The sequence below is a fragment of the Bacillus pretiosus genome (assembly GCF_052947655.1).
The window spans coordinates 422,037-429,962 of record NZ_JBRFUV010000002.1 but is presented as its reverse complement, the minus strand read 5'-3'; the positions used below and the strand labels follow the sequence as shown (position 1 = coordinate 429,962).

8 protein-coding genes and 2 pseudogenes are annotated in these 7,926 nt (G+C 32.7%); 2 read left to right on the top strand and 8 right to left on the bottom strand.

The features are described 5' to 3' along the window. Window positions 1-92: 92 nt before the first annotated feature. The gene (locus tag ACU8YW_RS29205) at window positions 93-1,523 is read left to right on the top strand and encodes an IS4 family transposase (RefSeq protein ID WP_446894068.1); all 1,431 of its coding nucleotides are present in this window, start codon (window positions 93-95) and stop codon (window positions 1,521-1,523) included. 267 nt (window positions 1,524-1,790) lie between these two features. Here ACU8YW_RS29205 and ACU8YW_RS29200 read toward each other — a convergent pair whose 3' ends face one another. Continuing rightward, window positions 1,791-3,221, bottom strand: a complete 1,431-nt coding sequence (locus ACU8YW_RS29200) for an IS4 family transposase (protein ID WP_426934666.1) — start codon at window positions 3,219-3,221, stop codon at window positions 1,791-1,793. 398 nt (window positions 3,222-3,619) lie between these two features. Here ACU8YW_RS29200 and ACU8YW_RS29195 point away from each other — a divergent pair, with 398 nt between their 5' ends. Beyond that, window positions 3,620-4,027, top strand: a complete 408-nt coding sequence (locus ACU8YW_RS29195; protein ID WP_000734339.1) for a YndA family protein — start codon at window positions 3,620-3,622, stop codon at window positions 4,025-4,027. Between the two features lie 240 nt (window positions 4,028-4,267). Here ACU8YW_RS29195 and ACU8YW_RS29190 read toward each other — a convergent pair whose 3' ends face one another. The 7 genes and pseudogenes from ACU8YW_RS29190 to ACU8YW_RS29160 all read right to left on the bottom strand — a co-directional run bounded on the left by ACU8YW_RS29190 (window position 4,268) and on the right by ACU8YW_RS29160 (window position 7,626). Further along, the gene (locus ACU8YW_RS29190) at window positions 4,268-4,429 is read right to left on the bottom strand and encodes an aspartyl-phosphate phosphatase Spo0E family protein (protein WP_097890037.1); all 162 of its coding nucleotides are present in this window, start codon (window positions 4,427-4,429) and stop codon (window positions 4,268-4,270) included. 185 nt (window positions 4,430-4,614) lie between these two features. Continuing rightward, on the bottom strand, window positions 4,615-4,926 hold the full coding sequence (locus ACU8YW_RS29185) for a hypothetical protein (RefSeq protein ID WP_097890072.1): 312 nt from the start codon (window positions 4,924-4,926) through the stop codon (window positions 4,615-4,617). Between the two features lie 64 nt (window positions 4,927-4,990). Then, window positions 4,991-5,590 (bottom strand): hypothetical protein, encoded by a 600-nt coding sequence (locus ACU8YW_RS29180; RefSeq protein ID WP_426934665.1) that lies wholly within the window; start codon window positions 5,588-5,590, stop codon window positions 4,991-4,993. A gap of 426 nt (window positions 5,591-6,016) precedes the next feature. Further along, window positions 6,017-6,262, bottom strand: a pseudogene (locus ACU8YW_RS29175) (response regulator transcription factor); the annotation flags it as partial. Between the two features lie 109 nt (window positions 6,263-6,371). Then, window positions 6,372-6,560 (bottom strand): hypothetical protein, encoded by a 189-nt coding sequence (locus ACU8YW_RS29170; protein WP_088610551.1) that lies wholly within the window; start codon window positions 6,558-6,560, stop codon window positions 6,372-6,374. A gap of 236 nt (window positions 6,561-6,796) precedes the next feature. Further along, window positions 6,797-6,988, bottom strand: a complete 192-nt coding sequence (locus ACU8YW_RS29165) for a hypothetical protein (RefSeq protein WP_088064891.1) — start codon at window positions 6,986-6,988, stop codon at window positions 6,797-6,799. 359 nt (window positions 6,989-7,347) lie between these two features. Further along, window positions 7,348-7,626: pseudogene (locus ACU8YW_RS29160) on the bottom strand (hypothetical protein). Window positions 7,627-7,926 lie beyond the last annotated feature (300 nt).

Genomic DNA, 7,926 nt, shown 5'->3' with positions numbered 1-7,926 from the left:
CATCACTATCAAGCTAATAAAACAAAATCCCCCCTAAAATGAAAAAATACGCTATTCTTTCTGTAGAATCATAGGAAAGGGTGGCGTTTTTTATGTCTGTTTCTGTGTCTGATGAATTACAACTATTTGCTCAAGAGATTCAAAGTTTTTTATCTCCAAATACCTTACGGGATCTTGCTAGAGATGTTGGTTTTGTACAACGAACTAGTAAGTACCAAGCAAAAGATTTAGTCGCTTTATGTGTATGGGTGAGCCAAAATGTAGCTATGACTTCTTTAACTCAGTTATCTAGCTGTTTAGAAGCATCAACGGAAGTACTCATCAGTCCTGAAGGACTGAATCAACGGTTTAATAAGGCGGCCGTCCAACTTTTACAACACCTACTAGCCGAACTACTAAGCAAAAAATTGGCCGCATCTATGCCGATTTCTTCTCCATACACTTCTGTTTTCAAGCGTATTCGTATTTTAGATTCAACTGCATTTCAACTCCCGGATGTATTTTCATCGGTTTATCCAGGTGCAGGAGGATGCAGCCATACAGCTGGGATAAAAATTCAACTTGAGTATGATTTGTTAAGTGGACAGTTCCTACATATTCATACAGGTCCAGGTAAACAACATGATCGCACTTACGGCTCTCTGTGTGCCCCAACTGTGACAGCGAATGATTTATGTATCCGAGATTTAGGTTATTTTCATTTAAAAGACCTTCAATATATACAAGATAAAGAGGCCTACTATATCTCTCGTATCAAGTCGAATACACGTATGTATCAAAAAAATCCTAGCCCTGATTATTTTCAAGATGGAAGAATTAAGAAAGGTACAGAGTATATACAGATAGATATGGAGACGTTAATGAACTCCCTTCAACCAGGACAAACATGTGAAATAGCTGATGCTTATGTAGGAATGATTGATAAAGTGCCAGCTCGTGTAATTGTTCATCGATTAACAAAACAACAGCAACAAAAACGATTACAAGATCAAGCTGTAAGAGAAAAAAAGAAAGGAATGAAGTATTCTCCTCGTAGTAAACGACTCAGTGGTATCAATGTATATATGACAAACACCCCTACAGATATTGTCCCGATGGGACAGGTACATGACTGGTATTCTTTGCGTTGGCAAATCGAAATTTTATTTAAAACGTGGAAGTCATTCTTTCAAATTCATCATTGTAAAAGGATAAAACCAGAACGATTGGAGTGCCATTTATATGGTCAATTGATTGCCATTCTACTCTGTTCTTCTATCATGTTTCAAATGCGACAATTGCTCCTCATGAAGAAAAAACGAGAGCTTAGTGAGTATAAAGCCATGTATATGATTAAAGACCATTTTCTTCTTCTATTCCAAACTATACAAAAAAACACCCAAGAGCTATCAAAGGTGTTACTTCGCCTGTTCAATCTCCTACAGCAAAACGGGCGGAAATCTCATCGATATGAGAAAAAAACAGTCTTTGATATATTAAGTGTCGTTTACAATTGTACCCTGTCTGATAATCAAGCCGCTTAATTCAAAAAAGTGAAACCCGATAGGGTTTATTTCGTATGCAAATCTTTAAATCACCTATACTTGCCCTTTAGGAAAAAGAAACAATCTCGTCTAAAATTGACTTTGCATAAGCTTAGCTTGATAGCGATGGGGTACTGCCACACATCCATCAACTTAAGGTATATTTTTATACAAAATACGGTCTTCCCATATAGTTTTTTATTATCTTTTATAGATTTTATAAAAGTGGGCATATCAAATAAACCCTGGCGGGCTTCAATTTTTTTACTATGCTACCTGATGAGTAGAAGTGGTATACTCATAAACAACACCCAAAATATCAAAGACTGTCTTTTTCTCATATCGATGAGATTTTCGTCCGTTGTGCTGTAGGAGGTTAAACGGACGAAGGAGAACCTTTGATAATTCTTGGGTGTTTTTGTGTAATGCTTGGTAAAGAAGTAAAAAATAATCCTTAATTATATACATCGCTTTATATTCACTTAGCTCTTTCTGTTTCCTACGTAACAGGAGTTCTCGCATTTTAAACATAGTAGAAGAACATAATAGAATACTAATGAGTTGCCCATAAAGATGACATTCTAATCGTTCTTGTTTAATAGATTTACAACGATGAATTTGAAACCAAGATTTCCATATTTTAAATAACAGCTCAATTTGCCAACGTAGTGAATATAGATCATAAATTTTCTCTTTTGGTACCCATTCCGTAGGAATGTTTGTCATATATACCGTAATACCTTGTAAAAGTTTTGTACGTTCTGTATATGTAATTCCTTTTTTCTTTTCACGAATAGTTCGATCACGTAGACGTTTCTGTTTTTGCTCCTCGGTACATCTATAAACTACAATACGAGTAGGTAGTTTGTCTTTACTCCCTACATATACATCATGTAATTCATACACTTGGCCAGGCTTTAATTGTTTCATGATGTCTTCCAAATGAATTTGTATATATATCGGTTTTAATTGAGCGGGTTTTGTTTTAAATACCACTGTTTCAAATTCTTTTCTATATATTTTAGTTGGTAACTTAAGACGTGATAAATAATATCCCTGCTTATCTTGAATAGACTTAAAGTCTTGTAGACGAAAATATCCTAAGTCACGAATATATAGTCCATTCTTTTGTGCCATACCTGTTCGAGTCGCACCATATGCCTGATCACTTCGTTTTCCTGGTTCAATTTCCACATCAGAAAATTTTCCACTCAACAAGTCATATTCTAGTTGAATTTTTACACCAGCTGTATGGCTACATCCTCCGGCACCAGGATAAGTAGTTGCGAATCGATCTGGAACCTGGAAGGTTGTAGAATCAAGGATGAGAATTCGCTCAAAATAAGAAGAAAGGGAATGAGAAATCTTAGATACTCCTCCAATTTTAGCTTGTAGAAGTGTAGTAAATACAGTGCGAAAGAAGGCTACAGAAGCCGAATTAAATCGTCGATTAAGTCCCTCCGGACTTAATAAAATTCCTGTTGAAGTTTCTAATTGACTACAAAGTTGAGTAAGAGAGGTAGTAGCGATTTGTTGATTTAACCATACACACAAAGATAAGAAATGGTGCCCGTGGCACTTGCGCTTTCGTTTCATTCCGCCTGCTTCTATAGCTAATTGATTAAGTGTAGCGGGAGACATATATCGATATAACTCTTCGGCAAATAAAGATAACTCTTGTTTTTGGTTCATATTCATAAAAAGCACGTCATCCTTTCTCATTAACATAAGAAAATAGTAACGTGCTTTTAAATTCAAGAATAGTCTGAATCCTTAAGTTGATGGATGTGGGGTACTGCCACATGCCTATCAACTTAAGAAAAGTCAACACCTCAAAAATAAAAAAAGAACTAATTCCCTAAAATTAACAACTATAGAGAAATTAATTTTTCGTTTAGAGGGTAATTAAAAACCTTAGCTTGATCGCGCGAGACCCCTATTAGCTAAATAGCAATGTGGAGTTACCCCTAACATATGGATAGAAGTGTTTTCAAACAACATTATTTTAAAGCATTCATTTATTTGCAACAAAACAAAATATTTTATGTATTATGTGAAGAACAATAAATTTCAATTAAAAATAGGGCGGAATAAGAATGAAAAAATTAAAAATGAGTATGATGGCATTCGTAACGACGTTGTTAGTAATGTTGGTCCCTTCTTCTACATTTGCAAACACAATAGAGCCTTTTAGTTCTGGATGGGATTACTTAGGAGAAGAAACGCTATATTCAAATGGTGCTGAAAGTTATGTATATGCCTCGACTGGTGGAGATTACAAGATTTGCCGAGCTGCTGAAGTAGGTTCAACTAGTAAGTTAAAAGTTGAATTATGGGAGTACGATCCTGATAGCTATAATGATTATGTAGGCGTACGATATTTAGGACCTGGTGAATGTGGGGTTTTCAGAAATATTGGTGGTTTTGTGGATGGAGGAAATGAAGCGGAATTTTTTGCGAAATCAAGATCTAGCAGTAAGATGCATTTAATCTTTTTTGATTAATTCATTAACAAAATGTTCCGCTCTTTGTTTACTAACTATATTGTCTTCTGTTAACTTAATTCGTTAAACAGCTCTCTCTATTAAATTTATTCTTAATTTTAAAATAGTAATCACATCACTTTTCAAACGAAAATAATTAATTAAGGTTTTACACTTTCTCAATATTACGGTATCAATTTTCTTATATAATTAAATTATTCTTTATTTATTTTATGTATCTGTTCCCTTTGAACCCTACTTTTATAGGGTTCCTTTTTTTATAATCATATATTTATTAATTAATTTATCAATTTCCTGACTTAAATGGAGGACTTTCATATGACTAAAGCCATGTTTATTTACCAGTTCTACTAATTCTAATTTTTTATTTTCTATTAGATCATTTAACTTCGTCACTAACATAAACTTTTTTCTTTCACACTCCCCCTGAACAAAATAAAAAGAGCTGCTCCCAGCTCTTGTATAATAAAATCTTTATTATTGCAGTGTAAATTTTTCCATATTCTATTATAAATGAATATATATGAAGCCAACAACAATAATTTTAGTCTATTAAGAAATAAAAAAGCAGCAATATTCTATTACTGCTACAACTTCTTTATAAATTCATTATTTATAAAAATATATTCTTCTGGTCCATCAGATTCACCATACCAAACTTCCAGTTTTATAATATGTGCTGCTACTTCTTTTAATATCACATTCATAAATAATGAAATAGGTGTTACGTTATGTTCTTTAACTCTGTAATTCTTTAGATTGGCTATAAATGACCATTCATAGCCTTTTAAATTTGTATAATAGTCATTCTCTTCTTCCCAGTTTCCTGTACTTATTAATTCCACCAATTCTTTATATTCATCCTTTATAATTACTTTACCTCGAAAGGCTGTATACATTTCAAAAGACAATTTTTTCACCCTCTTAAATTCATTATGAATTTAATTAACATATATATCTTAACTACACAATAGAAGGTTTTAAAAATCGTATTATGTTTCCCTTTTCACTAAATTCACTCTCATTGTTACAATTTTTTGAGGTAAGATCAACTATATAATTCTCTGAAATTTTAAAAGTTCTTTCCTCATTAAACATTGTCAAAGGAACTGATACTCCAACATTATTATCTAAATGACTTAGTACCATTACAGGGATAGTTTCTCCTTTTAATAAATCAACATATGAGGTCTTAACTTTATAATAATGCCCTTCTAAAAAATGCATTTTTCCGTTTATTAAATCCACTGCAACTCCATTATTACAATACGCTAAGCTTTGATTTGAAAAATGAATATCATCCGATACTTTAATAAATTTCATTGTTTTATTATCAAATATATAGTAACCCTCTCTTACTACAAAGAGATTATGGGGATTGATAAACTCTAGCAAATAATGTGTGATTTCAAAGCTAGTATCTCCCTCAATCATTTCTCTGTATTCTACATAAAGTTTCTCTAACTTTTTAAATGTACTTAGTTTGATCCCCTGATTTGGTCTTGATGCAAGTGTTAAGTTATCTAATACCCATTTAGCCACGTATGTTGACGTTGGAATCATTTACAATATACCCCCTTCAAAATTCTATATATGAGCATATAAACTATTTAAATTTAATAAATTGGACTCTACTTAAAGTATAGGCAGAATCTATTTAATAACTAAGATAATTCTCTAACTTTTTCATAATAAAATGTTTAAAAATAATAATGAGTTATTCAGTTTGTATTTAACTGGTGGTTTTCAAGGATATGTGACTGATTCGGGGTATGGGGGCCATCCTCATGTATAAGGGTTACAACGCTAATGTTCACTATAAAACCCGACATAAGATCGATTATGTTGGGTTTTATATGATTGTCTTTATTAAAAATTAAACATTATTTATAGAATCTATAAAATCGCCTATAACAGACATTCAAATTACATTTTTTGAAGTTTGGTCCCTGAAATTCACGTACCCCTAGCAGATGACAGCACTCCCTCTTACGAGAGTAATCCTGTATCTCTTGCTTTTTGCACGGCTTCTTCCTGATTTTTGACTTCTAGCTTGTCATAAAGAGTAGAGGCATAATTTCTAACTGTGCCATTTGATAAGTAAAGTTTCGAAGCAATTGTTTTATAACGGATTCCTTGAGACAAAAGATTCAAAATCTCTAACTCGCGTTTCGTTAAGCCATACTCTTTTCCATCTGACTTCAATTCGACTGACTCTTCCTCATCATTTCCATCCGTTGTGTTCGTTTGTTTTGTTAGTCCTTATCCTTCCTCAACAAATAAGACCAGAAAATCCATGTACAAAAAAAGAGCGCTTTTCTTCAAAGCCCTCTCCAATAGGAATTTACCAATCCTTACGCTTATCACAGTCACGATCATGATCATGATTACGTCTACGACGACATTCATCACAGTCACAGTCACGTCTACAACGACGGTCATCACAATCTCTATGTCTGCGTCCGCAGAACATTAAATCATTCCAAAATCTATTACAATCTCTGCAATGTCTGAAATTACAATTACATCCCATAAATATGATTACCTCCTCTTAACTTTAAGATTCATCATATCTTATGCTAAAAAACAAAAACAGCTTGTTTACTAGTCTACTTTCTGCATTTTAAAGTAATAATATTATTATCTAGTCTTTAAGCTTCAAATCCATTTCACCCCTTATCTTTCCTTAACAACAAACAAGACGCCACCTAGATTACGGCAGCGTCTACGATAATTGCTATTGGTTTAATCGATTTATTTACCCTCACGTCATTTATTTCTTTGCTTCCATACCTCATTCTTTTTACGATAAGTATTCTTACCATTCATGAAGTCAGCTGTATTACCAGGAATGCTATATTTTTTATTGTTTTTCTTATCCTTCTTCTTCAGCCTCTTCTCTTCTTGTAAAGCTTGCAAATCCGCCTTCCATTGTTTCAACAAATCCTTTTCACGCCGCATCGAATTTGTACCCCTTGGATTAAAATGTGAATCAAATAATTAGATTCTATCTATTTATATAATCATTTAATTCAAATGACCATTTTGTACAAAATAAAGAGCACCTTACGATTGCAGGTGCTCAAATATATGAAGTGGGGTTACCCCATACTCCAATATATGCTTGTCCTTATAAAAGGTGCAAAATAAAAAGAGTACCCGTTCATTAGGTACCCTTCAACAAATAAGTATGGCGCTCCAAGTTTCACCTCATATGATAACTCGTCCCACGATTCATCATATGCTTGCCTTATTAGAATGTTCACTGTTTTAATGTGTAATTTCTATATAACAAAGAAAAAAGCATCCATTTTGGATGCTTAATGTGTACTAATATTAATATTGAATAGCTCTATTGATAGACTTTCTAGAACAATGAATATACTAGCTGAAGCTGATCTTTATCCAATATTTTTTCCTGTAACATTAATAGTAATCTCCGCCAAATGGGTTTGCACATCATCTTTTTCAAAAATTTTATCTTCAACCTTTTCAATTATTGCTACATTATCTACTTCTTTAAAAGTTTTCAGCAATTTTGTTTCTAATAAAGTAAAATCAAAATTTTCATCTTTAACCACATCAAATTTAATCTTCATTTTTATTTCCCCATTTTTAACTACTTAATATATTAACATTAATATAATTATATATTTTTTTATTAAGTAATTCAAAAGTTAAGTTTTTCAAAACTCCCCATAGTTCACATATCTAATGGAGAGAAATAAAAAAACAAATCGTAAAAGTTCCTCTTCCAAGGTCAAGATAACTCTCAACCTTCTCCACGCCTCCGCGTCACCGATTAACGTTATTATAATGGGAACGCTATCCCAAAAACGTATTCTTTTTTCAAAGAACTGTTTATAGGAATAGCTTATAATTTTTACGTTTTTATTTAG